Here is a 19,403-nt window from a genome sequence, read left to right on the forward strand (position 1 = left end):
AACAATCACAAACCGCAAGCCACCGCATTCCAATTGGTACCTTTCCGGGTTCTCCACTGCGCGGTTAAGTAAAAAAACTAATCGCAATCACAGTGTGAAACCCAGATCAGACAAAGGGAGTGATTAAAGTGGGGAAATATTTCAAACATTCCATATCAGTTTCGACTGTACTGGTAGCTATTGCACTTTCATCGACAGCAAAAGCACAGGTAGATGAAACCGATTCGACGATTACTGAGGAAGCAAGTAAATCGTCCGGCGGCTTGAGCGAAATCGTGGTTACCGCGCAGAAGCGCGAGCAGAACGCCCAGAGCGTGGGCATTGCCATCACTGCATTGGGTTCGGAATCGCTGGTCCGGCTACAGATGGTCGCCGCGACGGATCTGGCCAGGGTGGCATCCAACGTCACCCTTTCGGGCAGCTATGGCGGGCAGATGTCGCAATTCACCATTCGCGGCGTCACGCAGAACGATTTCAACGATCACGTCGAACCTGTGATCGCCGTCTATGTCGATGAAGGCTACGTCGCTTTCGCAAACTCGCAGGGCGCAGGCATGTTCGATCTCGACCATGTCGAAGTGCTCAAGGGGCCGCAAGGCACGCTGTTCGGTCGCAACTCGACCGGCGGTCTGGTGCAGCTTGTCACCAAGAAGCCGACCGACTTTGTCGATGGCTACGTCGATGCAACGATTGCATCCTACAACAACGTCCGCCTCGAAGGCGCGCTGGGCGGACCGATCACTGACAGCATCAGAGGCCGCATCGCCGGCTACTTCGAACGATACGACGGTTGGGTGAAGAACAAGTACCCTGAAGAAACTTTCGTCCCGGCCGAATTCCAGTCGGGTTTGGGTACGGCCGGAGATCTGCCCGGAAAGGGTGCCGACCTTGCCGGCATAAAAGGCCAGTGGGCGATCCGCGGACAGGTCGAGGCCGACCTGAGCGACTCCGTAGATTTCTGGGCCTCCGCCTATTATACCAAGATGATCGCCTCGACCGGGCCATATCAACAGGTGCCCACGGTCGCGATCCTCGACGCGGATGGCAACCAGATCAACGAAATCTACGCGTCGCCAACGAATATTTGCCAGGCGATCCAGGACGGCGTCTGTGTTCACGGTCTATACGCACCAGGCGATCCGGCCGGCACTACCCGGCCCGTGCCCGGCGCGGATTACTACGGCTATCTCGACCCCGACGGCAGCGGCCCGATCACATCTTCGGACTATGCCTTCGACAACGCCGATACCAGCGCATCCTATGGCGCGAACGTCAAGTTCACGGTCGATCTGGGCAGCGACATCACGTTCACATCGTTCAGCGATTACAAACACTTCGACAAGGACTTCAGCCTCGATCTGGAAGCGGGACCACAGAACCAGTTCTTCTGGCACGGTATTTCCGACGAGGATTCCTTTTCACAAGAATTGAGGCTTAATGGCAGGTCCGGCGACCTGACATGGGTGACCGGCGCCTATTTCCTGAAAATCAAGAATGCCAGTACCCACGGTATCGGAGCGCTGCCGGGAAGTTCCTATCCCTTCCCCGCGTGGGATCAGCCACGCATCGCCCGGCTCGACAGCAAATCCTATTCGCTTTTCGGCCAGGTCGAATACACCATTTCCCCCAGCCTCGCCGTTATCGGTGGTCTCAGAGGGTCACGGGAAGTCAAAGATTACGACTTCGAGGTCCTCTTCGTCTATCCGAACACGGGGCTTGATCCGTTCCATTTCGATTATGCGCCTACCGCGGAATTCCCTGGCTTCTATCAGGATCCGTACCACGATCACTCATCTGAAACCTTGTGGAACTGGAAGGCGCAGCTCAACTGGACCCCGGCAGATCGTTTGCTGTTCTATGCGGGCGTGACGCAAGGTGCCAAGGCCGGCAGCTACAACTCCGGCGGACCAATGGACGTCGAAAGCATCCCCTACAAAGCGGAACGCCTCATTTCGTACGAAGTGGGTGTGAAATCCGAACTCTTCGACCGCAAGATCCGGCTTAACGCGGCTGCATTCTACTACGACTACCACGATTATCAGGCAGCGCGATGGCTGGGCGTATCCAGCCAGATCCTGAACGCCGAGGCATATATCTACGGCGGCGAGGTAGAGTTGACGGCCGTGCCAAGCGACACGTTGGAGATCTCGCTGAACGGCGGCTATCAGAAGAGCCTTGTCGAGGATGTGCCGGTCGGCGCCGGCCTCAAGGACGTTCACACCACCTTCGCGCCCAACTTTACGCTGTCGGGCTATGTGCGATACACGCTTCCGCAAGAGATTGCCGGCGGGCAACTCGCCTTGCAGGTCAGCGGCAACTACCAATCGTCGGTTTGGCATAACCTGAACAATTTCGACGCGAACAAGCTCGACGCATGGGGCATACTCAACCTGCGAGGCGAATGGACGTCGCCAGACGAGCGTTTCCGCTTCGCCGTATTTGCCAACAATGTGCTCAACAATTACTACGACACGATCGGCTTCGACACTGCGCAGCTGAACGGTTCCAATCTAGTGGCGCAGGGCAAGCCGAGATGGATCGGCGCAAATCTGCGCTACAGTTTCGGTCAATAACGAACTCCCCCGAGCAAACGGTCGACGTGCGGAACCGCGTCGGCCGTTTCACTCGCGCGTGAAGCAAGGACGGGATCAAGACTGTCAGGCATTGTCGATTTGCGAAAATTCAGTTGAAACCTTTGGGCAGATGACCCAAGGGTTGCCCTATGGCAAAACGCAAGGCAGGCTCCGCAATAGTCGATGAAAACCACGAGATAGAGACGGGGTCATCCGCGCCGCAAGTATCGGAACGCAATCTGGAACGCGCGCTAGGTAACCAGATTCGAGTTCTCCGCCGCCAGCATGATCTTTCCGTAGCGGAACTTGCAAGTGCTGCAGGTATTTCGAACGGGATGCTTTCCAAAATCGAAAACGGGGGCATTTCGCCTTCGCTCAATACGTTGCAGTCGATCGCGGAGACGCTGAAGGAACCTTTGTCGTCGCTTTTCGCATCCGCCGAGGAACGGCAGGACTGCTCTTATGTCCCGGCCGGACACGGCGTGGGGATCGAACGACGCGGAAGCAAGGTCGGGCATATCTACGAACTGCTCGGCCATCTTCTTGGCGGCGACATCGTCATCGAACCCTATTTGATCACCTTGCGCGAAGGCGCATCGGCATACACGGGTTTTCATCACAGCGGTGTCGAGTTCATCTACATGCTCGACGGCGAGGTCGACTACCGCCACGGCGCAAACGTCTACTCGATCAAGCCGGGGGATTCTCTACTGTTCGATAGCAGCGCCCTGCACGGGCCGGACAAGCTCGCCAATAAGGAATGCCGCTACCTTTCGATCATCGTCTATCCGCGACATTGATCGGTATCGCGACGGCAGCATCGAAGCGTGCCGCTGCCGAGAGCTATTTTGGAAAGAAAGGTGCCATCACGGTCTTCGTTGACCCTGACCGTATCCGGCTGTTTTCAATGAAACGTGTACAGCCGTAACGGCACCCACCTATCGCTTCACGTGCTGCAGACGCGACGATACCGCTATCCGATTGAAAAGATTGATAAGGCCGATCGCCACCGTGAACCCGGCGATCTCTTCATTCGAGAACTGCGCCTGCATCAAACAAAAAGTCTCGTCCGGAACTTGCGTTCGGGAAAGGAGGGATACGCTTTCCGTCCACTCCAGCACCGCTCGCTCCGCCTCGTCAAAGAAGGGCGATTCACGCCAGGCCGAAACCAGGTGAAGCTTCTGCGGATCGAAACCGTCAGCCAGTGCTTCCTTGACATGCAGGTCCACGCAGAACGAGCAGCCGTTAATCTGGGACGCGCGCAGTTTCAGGATATGAAGCAGGCTGGCATCGAGCCCGGATGCAGCGATCTGTCGGTCGAGCGAAACGACCGTCTCGTACAGCTCAGGCACCGCGGTTGCCGTGTCGTAGCGTTGCTTCATCAAACAGCTCCGTTTGCATTATGGATAAATCATAGATATAAATCATCCACGATTTATCAAGCGCGATTGGTCATTTGATTACGGAGGCTGGCATCCATCATGCGAAAGATGAGCGATGGCGTGGAAGCCGCCCTGCATTGTGTGCTGGTGCTGGCCAGCCTTCCCACTGGCAAGGTTCTGGCCGGGAAGGCTCTGTCGGAACTGCACGGTCTTTCGGAAAGCTATCTGCTCAAACACCTGCGCGCGCTGGTCGCGGCCGACGTTCTGGTCGCGGTGCCGGGACCGAAAGGCGGTTTCCGGCTTTCCCGCCCACCGCAAGCTATCTCCTTGTTGCAAGTGGTGGATGCGATCGACGGGCCGGAACCGTTCTTCGCTTGCCGGGAAATCCGCCGCCGGGGTCCCGGCAAGTCGAAAGACCCGTGCGTCTATGCGACAGACTGTTTCATCAAAAGCCGTATGCTGAAGGCGGAGCAGGCATGGCGGGACAGTCTGGCAGCGCAGAACGTCGCCGACCTTGTCGAGGATGGACGCACCTTGATCGACGATCACAACAAGGCTGCGGTCGCATCCTACGTGGAAAACGCCCGGCGATGACCGACCCGGGGTGCGACCGAGGCACCGTTCGATCGGCGCCACCGCGCCTCTCTGGCACTCCCGGGTAACCGGATGAAACTGCCCCCGGACTGCGAGAGTACGAGAGGTCGCTCTACGCTTCGCTTGCGCTCGCGAGTGATCCGCCGAAACCGTCTCCCGGACGGTTTCGTGTCAGGATCACTCCCACTCGATCGTCCCCGGCGGCTTCGAGGTGTAGTCGTAGACGACGCGGTTGATGCCCTGCACTTCGTTGACGATGCGGGTCGCCACGTTCGACAGGAATGCCCCGTCGAAGGGATAGACGTCCGCCGTCATTCCGTCGGTGCTGGTCACTGCGCGCAGGCCGCAGACGCTGTCGTAAGTGCGGGCATCGCCCATCACGCCGACGGTGCGGACGGGGAGTAGCACGGCAAAGGCCTGCCAGATCGCGTCGTAAAGGCCTGCGTTGCGGATTTCCTCAAGGTAGATCGCATCCGCCTTGCGCAGGATGTCGCACTTTTCCTTGGTGACTTCGCCCGGAATGCGGATGGCAAGGCCCGGCCCCGGAAAGGGATGGCGACCGACGAAGATGTCGGGCAGGCCAAGTTCCCGACCCAGTTCGCGCACTTCGTCCTTGAACAGTTCGCGCAGCGGCTCGACCAGCTTCATGTTCATGCGTTCGGGCAGGCCGCCGACGTTGTGGTGGCTCTTGATCGTCACGCTCGGCCCGCCGGTGAACGAAACGCTCTCGATCACGTCGGGGTAAAGCGTGCCCTGCGCAAGGAAGTCCGCGCCGCCGATCTTCTTCGCCTCTGCCTCGAACAGGTCGATGAAGGCCGCGCCGATGAACTTGCGCTTCTTTTCGGGGTCGGTCTGGCCGGCGAGGCCGGACAGGAACTTCGCTTCCGCGTCAACGTGGACCAGCGGGATATTGTAGTGATCGCGGAACAGGGTCACGACCTGCAGCGCCTCGTTCATGCGCATCAACCCGTGGTCGACGAAGACGCAGGTCAGCTGGTCGCCGATCGCTTCGTGGATGAGGACCGCGGCAACCGCGCTGTCGACGCCGCCCGAAAGGCCGCAGATGACCTTGCCATCACCCACCTGCTCGCGGATCTCCGCGATCTTGGTGTCGCGGAACTGGGCCATCGTCCAGTCGCCCGCGCAGCCGCAGACGTGGCGCACGAAGTTTGCGATCAGCTTGCCGCCGTCGGGCGTGTGGACGACCTCGGGGTGGAATTGCGTGCCGTAATACTTGCGCGCCTCGTCCGCGATGACCGCGAAGGGCGCGCCGTCGCTGGTGGCGACGATCTCGAAACCGGGCGCGAACTGCGTCACCTTATCGCCGTGGCTCATCCAGACCTGATGGCGTTCGCCTTCGGCCCACAGGCCGTCGAACAGGGCGCAGTTCTTCGTGACGGTGAGGAAGGCACGGCCAAATTCGCCGCCCTCTCCCGTTTCGTGGCCGGGCCGCACTTCGCCGCCAAGCTGGTGCGTCATAACCTGCTGGCCGTAACAGATGCCAAGGATCGGCAAGCCGCTGTCGAACAGGCACTGCGGCGCGCGCGGCGATCCGTCGGAAGGTACGCTGGCGGGCGAGCCGGAGAGGATGATCCCGCGCGGTTTCAGGCGGGCAAACGCCTCCTCCGCCATCGTGAAGGGCGCGATCTCGGAATAGACACCCGCTTCGCGCACGCGGCGTGCGATCAGCTGGGTAACCTGGCTGCCGAAATCGACGATGAGGATGGTGTCGCCGTGAAGAGCGTCGTGGTCTGTGTGGGCCATGGCCGCGCGATAGGAAGCACGCGCGATTCTGTCCAGCGCGTGGCGGTATCGTCGTGGTCACATTCTCGAACCTGATATCGATTCTACAGTTGCAAAATTTGCAAGCAATAATGTTGCTTTCGCACTTGCAGCATAAACCGTCGAAGCCTAGCTGCGCCACCGTGATGCGGGCGGAAGAGGAGCCGCCCCGGATCACCTTCGGAAAGAACAAGAACAAAGAGACCGGATGACCTGTTCGTGCGAACGAAACAGGAGGAATAACATGACCAACACGCTTACCAGCCACATCATCGGCGCCGTCGTTGCGCTGACGTTCAGTGGCCTTGCCTTCACCGCGACCCTGATCGCCTGATCGCATTACCCCGACCGGTGCCCGCCCTTCGACAGGGCGGGACAGGTCCCCTCATCCCCCGCCGATTTCGGACAGGATGAGTGCCAGCAGGACCCCCAATGCCGTCGCGATGCCGACGGTGTGGGCGTCCTCTTTGTAAGCCTTGGGAAACACTTCTGTGCCAAGGCTGGCGACGACCGCGCCCGCAGCCACGCAGCGCACGAAGCCCAGCACATGCTCGCTGACACCCGCGAAAGCCACGTTGCCGACGATCGCGGCGGCTGACAGGATCGCGGCAGTTGCCGCCCAGACCCCGATCACCTTTCCCTTCGACCATTTCTGGTTCTCGCGCATGGATCGCGCGCCGCTTGCCGCTTCCGGCAGGTTGGACAGCAGGATCGACGCGGCCAGCGCCGCCACTTCCTTCGGCCCCGCTGCGATCAGCGCCACGCCCAGAGCGAGGTTTTCGGGTATTCCGTCGGTCGTTACCGCCGCCAGCAATCCGCCGCCGCTGTTGCTGCCCCACTTCTCGTCGATCCAGTAATCGATGGCGGTGAACAGCATCGCGCCCGTCACAACGCCCGGGACGACCATCCATATCGTGCTCTTTTCAAGCGTCGGCTCGATCAGTTCGGTGACAAGGCTGAGCAGGAGCGCACCGCCCGCCAGCGCCACGATGAACCCTTCCGTACGGGGCCGCAGCTTGCCGTTCACGCCGATCAGCGCGCCGACGATCAGCGCGCCCGATACGATTGCCACTACAGCCAGCGTCAGTCCCAAGTGCGTTCAGCCCCTTGCGTTCATTACGCAGGAAACCCGCCGGACGGCATCGCGGTTCCGGTTCAGTCGGCGTAGGCGCGCACGAGATCGGTCAGGAAGTCGCGCGCCGTCAGCACTGAGTCGACGGCGATATGCTCGTCCAGCCCGTGCGCGCCCGTCCCTTCCGGCCCGGACCACAGACCCGGCACGCCGTAAGTCGGGATACCGGCGGCATTGGTGAAGGCGGAATCGGTATATCCGTTCGACATCGCCACGGTCAGTTTCGCGTCGGGATACCATTTGGCCACCATCGCCGCGATCGGATCCATCACCACGGGGTCGAGCGGCGGTGTTTCGAAGCTTGGCCGCGCAGGCGGCAGCAACGTCACCTCCACAACTTCGTCCGCGATGGCATCCACCAGCGTCTGGCGGATCGCCGCCACTTCGTTGCCGGGAAAGATGCGGCAATTGACATTGGCGACCGCGCGGCGCGGCAGGGCGTTGCGCGCATGGCCCGCCTGCAGCGTGGTGGCGACGCAAGTCGTGCGCGTGTTGCCGCGCCAGAACGGATCGGTGCTGACCACGGCATCGGCCGTAATATCGGACGGGTCGTTCGCCAGCGCGATCATCGCCGCGCCCAGCTTGCCGCCCATTGCAGCACCAGCCTCGCGAAAGCTGCGGCGGGTGACATCGGTAAATTCGACAGGGAATTGCACCGCCTCCACCCGCTTCAGGGCGTCGGCAAGCTGGTAGATGGCATTGTCCGGGCGCGGCAGGGCGCTGTGGCCACCGGCGTTGCGCGTCGTCAGTTCGAAGTTGGCGAAGATCTTTTCCCCCACCTGCACCGACTGGGCCGCCACCTTGCCGTTTTCGTCAAGGTCTCCGCCGCCGCCCTCGTTCAGCGCGAACGCCGCATCGATCAGATCGCGGCGTTCCTTCGCCAGCCATTCCGCCCCGTTGAACGCACCGTTCGTTTCTTCCCCGCATGTCAGCGCGACCTTGATCGTACGCGACGGGCGATAGCCTTCCTGCGCGAAGCGGACGAGCATGTCTGTCCAGATCGCGGCCTGCGCCTTGTCGTCCGACGTACCGCGGCCATAGAAGAAACCGTCTTCCTGCACGAAGGTAAAGGGATCGCGCTTCCAGTCGCCGGCCTCTGCCTCCACCACATCGATATGCGCCATCAGCAGGATCGGCTCTTTCGCGCCGCTGCCGGGATAGATGGCGACCAGCCCGCCTTCCTCCGGATGCTCCGGTACGGCGAAAAGGTGCAGGTTTTCCTCCGCCATGCCCGCCGCGGAAAGACGCGCCGCCATACGCTTTGCCGCAAGGGTGCAACTGCCGCTCGACAGGGTCGTGTTCGTCTCCACCAGTTCGCGGTAGGTATCGATGAAGGCGGCGCGCCCGCCATCTGCCGCGATGGCATTCGCACCGACTCCCAGCATGAGTGCGGAGGCAGCGAGCGTTGCGGCAGTCTTCATCGAATGCGTCCCCATCGTCTTCTTCGTGTCAGGCGCTTTTCCTGCCAGTATCAGACTGTGGATGGAAGGGGGTGGAAAGGCTTCCGAAATCCCCCCCCGCTGCCTATATGATGGACATGAACGAGAATACCGGAAACACCCCGAACACGAACGGATACGGCGCAGAAAGCATCAAGGTGCTCAAGGGCCTCGACGCGGTGCGCAAGCGGCCGGGCATGTACATCGGCGATACCGATGACGGCTCGGGCCTGCATCACATGGTTTTCGAAGTGTCGGACAACGCGATCGACGAGGCTCTGGCCGGGCATTGCGACCGCGTCCTGATCGAACTTCATCCCGACAATTCGGTTTCGGTGGACGATAACGGCCGCGGCATCCCGACCGACATCCACAAGGAAGAAGGCGTGTCGGCGGCAGAGGTCATCATGACCCAGCTGCACGCAGGCGGTAAGTTCGAGAATACGAGCGAGGACAACGCCTACAAGGTTTCGGGCGGCCTGCACGGCGTGGGCGTTTCGGTCGTCAACGCGCTGTCCGAATGGCTGGAACTGACCATCTGGCGCGATGGCAAGGAACACTGGATGCGGTTCGAACACGGCGATGCCGTGGCCCCGCTGATCGTGAAAGGCGATGCCCCGCTGAACGACGACGGCGTGCCGCGCAAGGGGACGCGCGTGCGCTTCCTTGCCAGCAACGACACGTTCAAGAACGTCACCGAATACGATTTCGACAAGCTGGAACACCGCTACCGCGAACTCGCGTTCCTCAATTCCGGCGTGCGCATCCTGCTGCGGGACTTGCGGCACGAGGAGCCGAAGGAACACGACCTGTTCTACGAAGGCGGCATCGCGGCCTTTGTGAAGTTTCTCGACCGCAACAAGCAGCCGCTGGTGCCCGAACCGGTGGCGATCAGCGCGGACAAGGACGGCATCGGCATCGATGTCGCTCTCGAATGGAACGATTCCTACTACGAGAATGTCCTGTGCTTCACCAACAACATCCCGCAGCGTGACGGCGGCACCCACCTCGCCGCCTTCCGCGCGGCTCTCACCCGCACGCTGAACGGCTATGCCGAACGGGCCGGGTTGATGAAGAAGGAAAAGGTTTCCCTTACGGGCGAGGACATGCGCGAGGGGCTGACCGCGATCGTATCGGTCAAGCTGCCGGACCCCAAGTTCGGATCGCAGACGAAGGACAAGCTGGTTTCTTCCGAAGTGCGCCAGCCGCTCGAAAGCCTGATGGGCGACAAGATGAGCGAATGGCTGGAAGAGAACCCCGCCAACGCCAAGCAGATCATCCAGAAGATCATCGACGCCGCCGCCGCCCGCGAAGCCGCGCGAAAGGCCCGCGAGATGAGCCGCAAGGGCGCGATGACCGTCGCCAGCCTGCCCGGCAAGCTGGCCGATTGCCAGGAACGCGATCCGGCCAAGTCCGAAATCTTCCTGGTCGAGGGTGATTCCGCAGGCGGCTCTGCCAAACAGGGCCGCGACCGCAAGACGCAGGCGATCCTGCCGCTGAAGGGCAAGATCCTGAATGTCGAACGTGCCCGTTTCGACCGGATCATCTCTTCGAAGGAAGTCGGCACCCTGATCCAGGCGATGGGCACGGGCCTGCGCGACGAATTCAACCTTGAAAAGCTGCGCTACCACAAGATCGTCATCATGACCGACGCAGACGTCGACGGCGCGCACATCCGCACCCTGTTGCTGACGTTCTTCCACCGCCAGATGCCCGACATCATCAAGGCCGGGCACCTCTATATCGCGCAGCCCCCGCTCTATAAGGTCGCGAAGGGCCGGTCCGAGGTGTATCTGAAGGATAACGACGCGCTGGACCGCTATCTGATAGAGGGCGGCCTTGCGAACAAGGTGCTCGAAACAGCGGGCGGCGCGCGCAGCGGCGAGGATCTGGCAGCGCTGGTCGAACAGGCCCGCCGGTTCAAGAACACGCTGGCCTTTGCGCCCGGCCGCTACGATCCCACGATCGTGGAGGCGCTGGCACTGGCAGGTGCGCTTTCGCCCGATCTGGATGCTGCTGCCCGCGATGCGGCGCTGGAACGCGCAGCCGCGACGCTGCAGGTTGCAGATCCCGAAGCGAAATGGACCGCTTTCGCCACCGACGAAGGCTATGCCGTCCAGCGCATCTGGCGCGGCGTGACGGACCACTTCGCCATCGAGTCCAAGTTCCTCGACAGCGCGGAGGCGCGCAAGCTGCACCGCGTCGCATCCGAACAGGCCGATGCCTATCTGGGCGGCGCGCGGCTCGTGCGCAGCACGGCTGCTGACGAGGAAGCGGAAGAAACCAGCCCGATCGGCAAGGAAGGGCAGATCACCCGTCCGACCCAGCTGCTGGAAAAAGTGCTGGCCGCCGGTCGCAAGGGCCTGTCGATCCAGCGCTACAAGGGCCTTGGCGAGATGAACGCCGAGCAGCTTTGGGAAACCACGCTCGATCCCGAAAACCGCGCCTTGCTGCAGGTGAAGGTAGAGGACGCGGATGTTACGGACGAGATTTTCACCCGCCTGATGGGCGACATCGTCGAACCGCGCCGCGACTTCATTCAGGAAAATGCGCTGAACGTGGCTAACCTCGACGTCTGAGGCGGGGCCTATGGTTCCGCGCGTCCTGTTCGTCTGCCTTGGCAATATCTGCCGCTCGCCGCTGGCCGAAGCTGCCTTTCGCGCAGAAGCGGACGCGGTCGGCCTTGCGGTAGAGACGGATTCGGCGGGCACCGCGGCTTATCACGTGAACCGCCCGCCCGACCCACGCGCCATTGCCGAGGCTGCGCGCAACGGGATCGACATCGCGCATTATCGCGGGCGGCAGGTAACGCGCGAAGACTTCTTCGCCTTCACCCACATCTACGCGCTGGACGCAGACAACCTCGCCAACTTGCGCCGCATCCGCCCTGCGGACGGAACCGCGCAACTCTCGCTGCTGCTGGATGCAGTGCCGGGAAGGAAGGGCGAACCGGTGGCCGATCCCTACTACGGCGACGAGGCTGGTTTCGCGGTGACGTGGGCCGAAGTAAGCGCGGCCGCGCGGGCGATTGTTGCCGGACTGGGCAAATAGGCAGCGGTGGCGACTTCGATGCTCAGTGCCCTTCTGCGAACGGGAAGTTTTGCGATCTAGCTCAACGACTGGAATGGGCTGGGAAGCTGCCACTACGGAACGTGGACGGACTCGACCTCGACGTGCAGAACCTTTCCGGCGTATAGCCTTGCATGAAGGGTGAGGTCGCTCACCGGTTCAACTTCGGTAGTCAGGTCAACAAGAACCTGCCAGTAGCCATCCATCCATCGGTAGACCGAACGCTCCCAAGTTGCTTCGTCGAGCGAAGTCAAAGCATCGCCGTATGCTAAGACGTTGTCCGCGATGTGTTCTGCAATTGCGGCGCGAATGGGTGCGACGCCTTCAATAGAATGGCGGCGAAGTTCGTAATCCCCATCGACGAACGCATCCGCGATCTGGCGGAATGTGGTCCTCAAGGTGTCGGGAAGCGGATGTTCTTTGTCATCCTTCATCATAACGTGACCGCCCTCCAAGCCACATGAAAAAACGACGACGCTAATTTCCGCAATTAGGGTAGTCAGCCGACAGTCTGCTTGCGGAACGCAACGGCTTTAGAACTGCCCCCTTTTCAATCCGCCGCGGCAGTCACTTCCAGCGGGAAGAACGGGATCGCGGCCTCGAACTTCGTGCCGTCGTCGCGGACGAAGCCGTAGTAGCCTTCCATCGATCCGTGAGAGGTTTCCAGTGGGCAGCCCGATACGTAGTCGTGGCTATGCCCTGGCAGAAGGCGGGGCTGTTCGCCCACGACGCCATCGCCGTCGACAAGGCTGACGCGTCCGTTGCCATCAGTGATCCGCCAGTGCCGCGTGACGAGGCGGACAGGTTCTTCCGAATTGTTCTCGATCCGGATGTGATAGGCCCAGAACCAGCGCCCTGCCGCCACCTGTGACTGTTCGGGCAGGAAGTTCGCGGTTACCCGCACGGTAATCCCGGCGGTTATCGCGACATGGTCGAAAAGCTGGTCCATCATCGTAAATCGAAGCGTAACCCTGATCCGCGCCGCCCGCAAATGGCCGCATGCCCGGCGCAGTGGATTTTCCCCCGCCGTGTACGCCCAGCCCTACTTTCGCGACGCGCCCAGCGCTGCAGACGGAGCGTCGAGCCGCCACGTCACACCGCTTCCGTCAAAGCCCAGATCGGCCTGCGCATCAAGCGCGGCCCGCGGAATGTCGCGGATGACCGAGGTGCCGAAGCCTGTGCGCGTAGGCTCGGCAACCGCCGGACCGCCTGCTTCCGTCCACGACAACCGGAAACGATCGTCCGCAAGATCCCACGCGATGTCGACGTGGCCATCAGCCGTAGAAAGCGCACCGTATTTCAGCGCGTTGGTGGCCAGTTCATGCAATGCCATGCCCAGCGTCTCTGCCGCGCGGGCGCTGATTTCCACATCCGGCCCGGCGTAAGTGACCTGTGATTCAGCGATGTCGAGCGCGAAGGCCAATTGTGCTTCGGCAAGGTCGTGCATGTCGACCCGTGTCCAGGCGCGGCGGACCAGCAGGTCATGGTTCGCGGCCAGCGCATCCAGCCGGCGCACGAAGCGTTTCAGGAACTCCTCGTTCCCCGGCGCCGATCGCCGCGCGAGCGACTGGATCAGCGTCAGCATGTTCTTGGACCGATGGTTGACCTCGTTCAACAGGGCCTGGATCGATTCGGCCTGTTCCCGCTGTTCCGTCACGTCGGTGTTGGTGCCGAACCAATAGGCGACTTTGCCGTCCTCGTCCCGGATGGGACGCGCGCGAGACAGGAACCAGCGATACTTGCCGTCCTTGCCGCGCAGCGGAAACGTATCCTCCCAGATCTCGCCCGTGTCCCAGCTATACTGGATCCGCTTCACCACCCGGTCGATATGGTCGGGGTGATGTACCGCTCTCCAGCCCCAGCCCTGCATCTCTTCCAACGTGGTACCGGTGTAATCGAACCAACGCTGGTTGTACCAGAAGATCCAGCCATCGCTGTCGGCGATCCATGCCAGCTGCGAGATGTGGTCGGCCATCATCTTGAACCGACGCTCGCTTTCGGAAAGCTGCTGGCGCGCGGTTTCCAGTGCGCCGACATCGCGCGCGATCTTGCTGGCACCGATGATCTTGCCGGTCGCATCGCGCACCGGCGAGACGGTTACGGAAACGCGCACTTCGGCCCCCGTCTTGCGAAGGCGCACAGTATGAAGTGCCGAAACGCGCCGCCCTGCCACGATCTGGCGGATGATCGCGTCTTCTTCCGACTGCCGTTCTTCCGGAATCAGGGTGCGGATGGACTGGCCGATCATTTCATCGGCGGTCCAGCCGAACAGCCGCTCCGCCCCCTTGTTCCAGCTCAGGATAACGCCATCGAGAGTCTTGGCGACAATGGCGTCGTCCGAGTTTTCGACCACGGCGGCGAGCAACGCTTCCGACGACATGGCAGGCATGCTGACAGGGGCCGATTCCTCGACCGGCGCATCGGTGCGGGCAGTGGTGGCGCTGGGTGGCGGAACGCTCCCCGGCATCGCGGCAGTCCTTTTCATCTGGCGATGAAACGCAAAGGCGCGAGGAAGTTTCCGCTAAAGACCGATGGCTGCGAGAGCGCGTTCGAGATCCTCGATGAGGTCGTCGGCGTCTTCCAGACCAACATTGAGTCGCAACATCCCTTCGGACACACCCATCTCCGCCCGGGCATCCGGGCCGACCGAATGGTGAGTCGTGCTGGCAGGATGGCACATGAGGGAGCGCGAGTCGCCAATGTTGTTCGATATATCGATCAGTTCCAGCGCATCGAGAAACGCATGGGCCTGTTCGCGCCCACCGTCGAGCACGATGGAAAAGATGCAGCCGGGCATCGCCATCTGCTTCTTCGCAAGTTCGAAACGCGGGTGGCGTTCCAGACCGGGATGCAGGATGACCGGCACGCGGGTCTCAAGGAATTTGCCGACCTTCAGCGCATTGTCGCACTGCTGGCGCGCGCGCAGGGCCAGCGTCTCCATCCCCTTCAGCACGACCCATGCGTTGAACGGCGACAGGTTCGGGCCGGTGTTGCGCTGGAACGGCAGCAGCTTGTCGTTGATGAACTCTTCCGTGCCGCAAACGGCACCGGCCAGAACGCGGCCCTGCCCGTCCATCAGCTTCGTCGCGGAATAGGCGACGACGTCCGCGCCAAAATCCATCGGGCGCTGCATGATGGGGGTGCAGAAGGCATTGTCGACGACGGTGGTGATGCCATGCGTCTTTGCCAGGCCGCAGACATATTCCAGATCGACGATGTCCAGCGTGGGGTTTGCCGGGGTTTCGAAGAAGAAGACTTTCGTGTTGGGCCTGATCGCGGCTTCCCACGCGGCATTGTCGGTCGCGTCGATCACCGTGCCTTCGATACCGAAACGCGGCAGCAGGCTGTCCACCAGCCAGCGGCACGAACCGAATGCCGCGCGCGCGGCAACGATGTGATCGCCCGCCGACAGCTGGCACAGCAGGGCTGCGGTCATCGCGGCCATTCCGCTTGCCTGCGTGCGGCACGCTTCTGCTCCCTCCATCACCGCAATGCGTTCTTCCAGCATCTGAACGGTGGGGTTCTGCAGGCGCGAATATGTCATGCCGTCCAATTCGCCCGCAAAGCGCGCGGCAGGCGTCGCCGCATCCTCGTAGCTGTAGCCGGAAGTTGCGAAGATCGCCTCGCTCGTCTCGCCCATCTCGCTACGCCAAGTTCCTGCGCGGATGGCCTGCGTTGCGGGGCGCCAGTTGCGGGTGATGTCGCGGTTCTGTCCGGTCGTGCGTTTCATGCGCCAGCCGTTAGCGCGCAAGGGTTTCCGGTGCAATCGCGAACGATGGCGATTGCATGGGCAAGCGCCTGCCGTTACCGGCTTGGCCCGATGCAGCCCCATTTGCAGCCCCCTGCGGACCGTCACGATCACGCACGCGACCCTTGGGGGTGGATGCTCCTCGTCCTCTTCGTGTTCTCGTGTCTTGCTACCATCGGCGTGGCGGAAGTCTCGATCCCGATCTTCGACGAAACGCATTATATTCCCGCAGCCCGCGCGTGGATCGAGGGGGAGCGGCTGCTAAACCCCGAACATCCAGTGCTCGGCAAGCAGATCATCGCTCTGTCCATGCGCCTGCTGGGCGACAACGCCTTTGGCTGGCGCGCCGGATCGGTGCTGTTTTCCTGTCTCGCCCTGTGGGCGACGATGCGGATGACATGGCTCGCCAGCCGCTCGCGCTTCGCCGCGCTGGCCGCCGGGCTGTTCGCGGCGACGAATTTCCTGCTGCTGGTGCAGGCGCGCATCGCGATGCTCGATACCTACATGCTTGGTTTCCTGATGCTGGGCTGCTGGGCGCTGATTGCGGCGACTGGCGGACGGCAGGTGCGGGCGCGCACGGCTCTTGCGGGCCTGCTGTTCGGGCTGGCGCTGGCGGCCAAGTGGAACGCCGCGCCGGTCATCGCCTTTGCTGGGCTATGCATCTTTCTCGGCAATATGCGCGCTCGGCTTGGCTACGGGCGTAGACCGCTGGGTGCGATGACCATTTTCGAAGCGTTCGGCTGGCTCGCATTGCTGCCGCTGGCCGTCTATCTCGCCAGCTTTGAGACGATCGACATGCTCGCGCAGCCACCGCAGCGTTTCACCGGGCCGATCGATTGGCAGCTCTACATGTTCGAATTGCAGGAAAGCGTCATGAAGACGCACCCCTATATGTCGACATGGTGGCAGTGGGTGATCGACTGGCGACCGATCTGGTATTTCTACGAAGAATACGAAGGCGCATGGCGCGGGATGCTGTTCGTGGGCAATCCGTTGCAGATGTGGGGCGGCCTCATCGCGTTGCTGGCCTGCGGCTGGCTGGGCTTTGCCAAAGGACGGATGGACTGCCTCGTGGTGGCAGGCGCATGGCTGGCGGCGCTGGGCATGTGGATTGCCGCGCCCAAGCCGGTGCAGTTCTACTACCACTACCTGATCTGCGCACAGTTTCTGGCCATCGCACTGGCGCTGACGCTCGACGCAGTGGTCTGGCAGCGCATGTTCAAACGGATTGCGCGCGGCTGGGCGATCACGTTCATGGTCGCCAATGTCTTGCTGTTCGCATGGTTTGTGCCGATTCTTACGACAATGCCGCTGGCGAGCAAGATCAGCTTTGCCGATTACGCCTGGTTCGACAACTGGCGCTGACGGCGGGAACTAGCCAAGCATCCCGAACAGCAGGCCAAGGATCGCGATTTCCGCCACGAGCAGGAAGACCAGCCCCGGTACAGACAAGGTCTCTGGCATATGGCGCTTTTCCTCGTCGTCAATAGCAAGGCGCGCGTGGCGCAGCTCGTCATAGATCTGCTCGCTCGACCCTTCGACCGGAGAGCGCAGCACCGCCGCGCTGACAACCGATTTCGGAATCGGGGCGTAGAAACGGCAGCCCTTCAGGTCGCCTTTGGCCCACACCACTTCGGCCACGCATTCGGCATAGTCGGGCAGGCTTACCTCGAACGTGTCGCGCGGGCCAAGCGGGGCCTTCGTCTCGATCAGCAGACCGTTTTCGGACAAGTTGCGGATATAGGCGGCGTAGCCGTCGCCATCCTCGGCCCGGGCCGACGTTGCGATATCGACATCGCGCCGCACATTCCAGCGACGTTCCGCGTCCCGCGATCTTGCCCGGATGCGAGCAACCAGCATGGCCAACCCCTTTCGGGAGCCTATTGGACATTACGAAGGTTAAGATCGACTAAACGCGGCAAATTCAGCGGCCACAAATACTCCGAGATTGCGCCGCCAATCGGCTCAGGCCGAGGCGAAAATCGTGATCGTGGCCGACCCGGCGCGCAGCGACCTGCTGGTCGTGAGCACCGGAAGCGGGCAGGATCGCGATTTGCAGTCCGGCATCAGCCGATTGGCGGCGCAATCTAGAAGCGGCCCCAGACGAAGCGGCTGGAAAGCGCATAATTCCACACCGATCCGATCACGATGCCCGCAACCGCCGCCAACACCCAGTGCACGCCGCGCGAAACCAGTGCTTCGGCAACGCCGACATTGGCAAAGGCGCCGATCGAACATGTCAGCGCGAACTTGATCCAGCCGACGAGCAGACGGGTCAGGCCGTGCAATCGTTTGTCGGCATAAGTCAGTTCGTTGTTGAGGATGAAGTTGAACGTTAGCGCCCCGATCACCGCGCCGATCTGGCCATAAAGGAACGGCAGGTCCATCCCTCTGAACAACAGCCACAGGATCGCAAGGTGAACGACAACGCCCAGCCCGCCGATCGTGCCGAACAGGGCAAAACGCGTCGGGATCACGCGGCCCAGCGTCTTGTCATAAAGGCCGACGAGGAATTCGAAGGCGATCGCCTGGTCCAACTTGGATTCTCCGGTTGCGCGGGCGGCGAAGGATAGCGGAAATTCCTTAACGCGCAGCGGCTGCGGCACTGTCGACAGGATATCGAGCAGGATCTTGAAACCGATGCCCGACAGGTTCGGTGCAACTTCGCGAAATGTGCTGGCGGGCAGCATGAAATAGCCACTCATCGGGTCAGTCAGAGTCACGCCGGTCAGCTTGCGGGCAAGGCTGTTGGCCAGTTCGGACTGCTTCTCGCGGTCCGGCCTGCCCCATTCCTCCATGCTGGCACCCGGCGCAAAGCGGCTGGCGACGCAGACGTCGGCCTCCCCCGCTTCCAGCGCGGCCAGCATCTGTGGCAGCAGTTTCGGATCGTGCTGGTGATCCGCGTCCATCACCGCGACATGCGGCGCGGCGGTCGCCAGCATCCCTTCGATCGCGGCGCTGGCAAGGCCGCGGCGGCCGATGCGCTGGATCACGCGGATGCGCTTGTCGACTTGCGAAATGCGGCGCGCTTCTTCGGCCGTGCCGTCCTTCGAATTGTCGTCGACGAAGATGGCTTCCCACCCGTCAGGCCCCAACGGACCGTCAAGCGCGCCCGCCAGCCGCTGCACCAGCGGGGCGAGATTGTCGCGCTCGTTAAGCGTGGGCAGGATAATCGCAAGTTTCAGCATTGTAGTCCCCTGGCAGGCGCGGTTTGCCTGTTCCGCACCCGCTTGACCAGCCCTACATCACGAGCATCGACAACTTGCCGCCGCCCGCCCGCAGCCAGTCCGTCGTCTTGCGAGACCATAGCAGGGCCAGCGTCCCACCTGTCAGCGCCAGCATGTAGACGAGGCGCACCACGGCCCACGTATTGCCGTCGAAGCGGGAGATGTAGAAGGCCGCGTTGATCGGTACGAAGATCAGGAACCCGATGCAGCAGGCCGAATAGAGCAGCCAGACCAGTGCCAGCCGCAACCGGCTGACCGCAAGCGTCATCAGCAGCAAACCCGCCAGCCATGGCAGCGCTTCGAGCATCATGCCCGGCGGCGATACCCATAGCCCGAAGCCGAATGAGGCGACATGCAGCGCTTCCAGCGCCTTGACGCTGCATGGACGCGCGGAAGGATCGCGCAACGAACCTCCGGCATCGTCGCCGGATTCCCCCAACAGATAATCGTCCTTCAC

General features: G+C 61.9%; 17 protein-coding genes. 6 read left to right on the top strand and 11 right to left on the bottom strand.

What is annotated here, in order from left to right; all coding sequences use genetic code 11:
* The first annotated feature begins 119 nt into the window (after window positions 1–119).
* Both A7A77_RS18505 and A7A77_RS15935 read left to right on the top strand, forming a co-directional pair.
* On the top strand, window positions 120–2,573 hold the full coding sequence (locus A7A77_RS18505; RefSeq protein WP_082836203.1) for a TonB-dependent receptor: 2,454 nt from the start codon (window positions 120–122) through the stop codon (window positions 2,571–2,573).
* Between the two features lie 149 nt (window positions 2,574–2,722).
* Window positions 2,723–3,373: a helix-turn-helix domain-containing protein gene (locus A7A77_RS15935; RefSeq protein ID WP_066560574.1), complete on the top strand. Its 651-nt coding sequence runs from the start codon at window positions 2,723–2,725 to the stop codon at window positions 3,371–3,373.
* A 138-nt stretch (window positions 3,374–3,511) separates the two neighbouring features.
* On the opposite strand, the gene A7A77_RS15940 is transcribed toward A7A77_RS15935, so the two are convergent.
* Window positions 3,512–3,955, bottom strand: coding sequence for a carboxymuconolactone decarboxylase family protein (locus A7A77_RS15940; RefSeq protein ID WP_066560576.1), 444 nt, complete (start codon window positions 3,953–3,955; stop codon window positions 3,512–3,514).
* Window positions 3,956–4,054: 99 nt separating this feature from the next.
* On the opposite strand from A7A77_RS15940, the gene A7A77_RS15945 reads away from it, so the two are divergent.
* Window positions 4,055–4,549 (top strand): RrF2 family transcriptional regulator, encoded by a 495-nt coding sequence (locus A7A77_RS15945; protein WP_066560578.1) that lies wholly within the window; start codon window positions 4,055–4,057, stop codon window positions 4,547–4,549.
* A gap of 177 nt (window positions 4,550–4,726) precedes the next feature.
* Here A7A77_RS15945 and guaA read toward each other — a convergent pair whose 3' ends face one another.
* The 3 genes from guaA to A7A77_RS15960 form a co-directional block, all read right to left on the bottom strand.
* Window positions 4,727–6,313, bottom strand: a complete 1,587-nt coding sequence (gene guaA, locus A7A77_RS15950; protein ID WP_066560579.1) for a glutamine-hydrolyzing GMP synthase — start codon at window positions 6,311–6,313, stop codon at window positions 4,727–4,729.
* Window positions 6,314–6,716: 403 nt separating this feature from the next.
* Window positions 6,717–7,424, bottom strand: a complete 708-nt coding sequence (locus A7A77_RS15955; RefSeq protein ID WP_066560581.1) for a ZIP family metal transporter — start codon at window positions 7,422–7,424, stop codon at window positions 6,717–6,719.
* A gap of 62 nt (window positions 7,425–7,486) precedes the next feature.
* Window positions 7,487–8,884 carry a M20/M25/M40 family metallo-hydrolase gene (locus A7A77_RS15960; protein ID WP_156500629.1) on the bottom strand — a complete coding sequence of 466 codons (1,398 nt, stop codon included), beginning with the start codon at window positions 8,882–8,884 and terminating at the stop codon, window positions 7,487–7,489.
* A 116-nt stretch (window positions 8,885–9,000) separates the two neighbouring features.
* Here A7A77_RS15960 and gyrB point away from each other — a divergent pair, with 116 nt between their 5' ends.
* Complete coding sequence (gene gyrB / locus A7A77_RS15965; RefSeq protein ID WP_066560640.1) at window positions 9,001–11,481, top strand: DNA topoisomerase (ATP-hydrolyzing) subunit B; 2,481 nt, start codon at window positions 9,001–9,003, stop codon at window positions 11,479–11,481.
* Between the two features lie 10 nt (window positions 11,482–11,491).
* Entirely contained in the window at window positions 11,492–11,953 is a 462-nt protein-coding gene (locus tag A7A77_RS15970) for a low molecular weight protein-tyrosine-phosphatase (RefSeq protein WP_066560587.1), read from the top strand.
* A gap of 92 nt (window positions 11,954–12,045) precedes the next feature.
* Here the strand turns inward: A7A77_RS15970 and A7A77_RS15975 are convergent, their stop codons facing one another.
* From A7A77_RS15975 to A7A77_RS15990, 4 genes are all read right to left on the bottom strand, one after another.
* Entirely contained in the window at window positions 12,046–12,408 is a 363-nt protein-coding gene (locus A7A77_RS15975; RefSeq protein WP_082836204.1) for a DUF7668 domain-containing protein, read from the bottom strand.
* Window positions 12,409–12,521: 113 nt separating this feature from the next.
* The gene (apaG, locus tag A7A77_RS15980; RefSeq protein WP_066560649.1) at window positions 12,522–12,920 is read right to left on the bottom strand and encodes a Co2+/Mg2+ efflux protein ApaG; all 399 of its coding nucleotides are present in this window, start codon (window positions 12,918–12,920) and stop codon (window positions 12,522–12,524) included.
* 93 nt (window positions 12,921–13,013) lie between these two features.
* The gene (locus A7A77_RS15985) at window positions 13,014–14,438 is read right to left on the bottom strand and encodes a sensor histidine kinase (protein WP_245638517.1); all 1,425 of its coding nucleotides are present in this window, start codon (window positions 14,436–14,438) and stop codon (window positions 13,014–13,016) included.
* Between the two features lie 54 nt (window positions 14,439–14,492).
* Complete coding sequence (locus tag A7A77_RS15990) at window positions 14,493–15,701, bottom strand: trans-sulfuration enzyme family protein (RefSeq protein ID WP_066560592.1); 1,209 nt, start codon at window positions 15,699–15,701, stop codon at window positions 14,493–14,495.
* Window positions 15,702–15,731: 30 nt separating this feature from the next.
* Between A7A77_RS15990 and A7A77_RS15995 the strand changes: the two genes are divergently transcribed.
* Window positions 15,732–17,084 carry a glycosyltransferase family 39 protein gene (locus A7A77_RS15995; RefSeq protein WP_216635605.1) on the top strand — a complete coding sequence of 451 codons (1,353 nt, stop codon included), beginning with the start codon at window positions 15,732–15,734 and terminating at the stop codon, window positions 17,082–17,084.
* Window positions 17,085–17,093: 9 nt separating this feature from the next.
* Here the strand turns inward: A7A77_RS15995 and A7A77_RS16000 are convergent, their stop codons facing one another.
* The 3 genes from A7A77_RS16000 to A7A77_RS16010 all read right to left on the bottom strand — a co-directional run bounded on the left by A7A77_RS16000 (window position 17,094) and on the right by A7A77_RS16010 (window position 19,403).
* Window positions 17,094–17,579, bottom strand: a complete 486-nt coding sequence (locus tag A7A77_RS16000) for a PilZ domain-containing protein (RefSeq protein WP_066560594.1) — start codon at window positions 17,577–17,579, stop codon at window positions 17,094–17,096.
* Between the two features lie 227 nt (window positions 17,580–17,806).
* The gene (locus A7A77_RS16005; RefSeq protein WP_066560596.1) at window positions 17,807–18,907 is read right to left on the bottom strand and encodes a glycosyltransferase; all 1,101 of its coding nucleotides are present in this window, start codon (window positions 18,905–18,907) and stop codon (window positions 17,807–17,809) included.
* Window positions 18,908–18,959: 52 nt separating this feature from the next.
* The gene (locus A7A77_RS16010; RefSeq protein WP_156500630.1) at window positions 18,960–19,403 is read right to left on the bottom strand and encodes a hypothetical protein; all 444 of its coding nucleotides are present in this window, start codon (window positions 19,401–19,403) and stop codon (window positions 18,960–18,962) included.

This window comes from Croceicoccus bisphenolivorans, from assembly GCF_001634625.1.
GTDB lineage: Bacteria > Pseudomonadota > Alphaproteobacteria > Sphingomonadales > Sphingomonadaceae > Croceicoccus > Croceicoccus bisphenolivorans.

What these genes read in the sequence shown, in the direction of transcription:
- A7A77_RS15935 (WP_066560574.1), top strand. Translation starts at nt 2,723, where the DNA reads ATGGCAAAACGCAAGGCAGGCTCCGCAATAGTCGATGAAAACCACGAG.
- A7A77_RS15940 (WP_066560576.1), bottom strand. Translation starts at nt 3,955, where the DNA reads ATGAAGCAACGCTACGACACGGCAACCGCGGTGCCTGAGCTGTACGAG.
- A7A77_RS15945 (WP_066560578.1), top strand. Translation starts at nt 4,055, where the DNA reads ATGCGAAAGATGAGCGATGGCGTGGAAGCCGCCCTGCATTGTGTGCTG.
- guaA (WP_066560579.1), bottom strand. Translation starts at nt 6,313, where the DNA reads ATGGCCCACACAGACCACGACGCTCTTCACGGCGACACCATCCTCATC.
- A7A77_RS15960 (WP_156500629.1), bottom strand. Translation starts at nt 8,884, where the DNA reads ATGAAGACTGCCGCAACGCTCGCTGCCTCCGCACTCATGCTGGGAGTC.
- gyrB (WP_066560640.1), top strand. Translation starts at nt 9,001, where the DNA reads ATGAACGAGAATACCGGAAACACCCCGAACACGAACGGATACGGCGCA.
- A7A77_RS15970 (WP_066560587.1), top strand. Translation starts at nt 11,492, where the DNA reads ATGGTTCCGCGCGTCCTGTTCGTCTGCCTTGGCAATATCTGCCGCTCG.
- A7A77_RS15975 (WP_082836204.1), bottom strand. Translation starts at nt 12,408, where the DNA reads ATGATGAAGGATGACAAAGAACATCCGCTTCCCGACACCTTGAGGACC.
- apaG (WP_066560649.1), bottom strand. Translation starts at nt 12,920, where the DNA reads ATGGACCAGCTTTTCGACCATGTCGCGATAACCGCCGGGATTACCGTG.
- A7A77_RS15985 (WP_245638517.1), bottom strand. Translation starts at nt 14,438, where the DNA reads ATGCCGGGGAGCGTTCCGCCACCCAGCGCCACCACTGCCCGCACCGAT.
- A7A77_RS15990 (WP_066560592.1), bottom strand. Translation starts at nt 15,701, where the DNA reads ATGAAACGCACGACCGGACAGAACCGCGACATCACCCGCAACTGGCGC.
- A7A77_RS16000 (WP_066560594.1), bottom strand. Translation starts at nt 17,579, where the DNA reads ATGCTGGTTGCTCGCATCCGGGCAAGATCGCGGGACGCGGAACGTCGC.
- A7A77_RS16005 (WP_066560596.1), bottom strand. Translation starts at nt 18,907, where the DNA reads ATGCTGAAACTTGCGATTATCCTGCCCACGCTTAACGAGCGCGACAAT.